This window comes from Vibrio sp. 1249-1, assembly GCF_033340495.1.
In genome coordinates this window covers 1-643 of record NZ_JAWOWJ010000684.1, presented here as the reverse complement: position 1 = coordinate 643, position 643 = coordinate 1, and the positions used below count along the sequence as shown (strand labels likewise).

Genomic DNA, 643 nt, shown 5'->3' with positions numbered 1-643 from the left:
ACCAGCATTGGCAGAAAACCGCTACAACGGAGAGCCCGCTGTCACCTTGGCGGTGAGTCCAGTTCAAGGCATTAACGTGGTGTCACTTGGCGATACGATTCAAGACATCATCGCTAACTACCAAGCAACGCTGCCGCTGGGTGTCGACATCTCGACCGTTGCTTATCAACCTGAAGAAGTACAAAAGTCTATCGACGACTTTGTTGGCAACCTGCTTGAAAGTGTCGCGATTGTTTTTGTGGTGTTGTTGGTTTTCATGGGCTTTAAGAGTGCAACCATCGTTGGCGCAAGCTTGCTCCTGACGATTTTGCTCACGCTTGTATACATGAACATCGCCAGCATCGATTTGCACCGTGTCTCGCTAGGTACGTTTATTCTCGCACTGGGCATGTTGGTGGATAACGCCATTGTGATCACCGATATGATGATCGCCAAGCTCAACAAAGGTATCGAGCGAACTCGCGCCGCGATTGATTCCGTCAAAGAAACCGCTGTGCCACTTTTAGGCGCAACTGTCATCGCGATTATGGGCGCAAGCCCAGTGTTGTTCTCCAAAACCGACTCCGCCGAGTTTGCGAGCTCTGTGTTCTACATTGTGGCATCGTCACTGTTGCTTTCATGGATCGTCGCGATGACGTTTACG

At 50.5% G+C, this 643-nt stretch carries 1 protein-coding gene; it reads left to right on the top strand.

The genetic code is table 11. From position 1 onward, the window contains the following. Positions 1-643: efflux RND transporter permease subunit (locus R7Z50_RS28340; RefSeq protein WP_318149863.1), on the top strand; the 643-nt coding region annotated here is incomplete at both ends.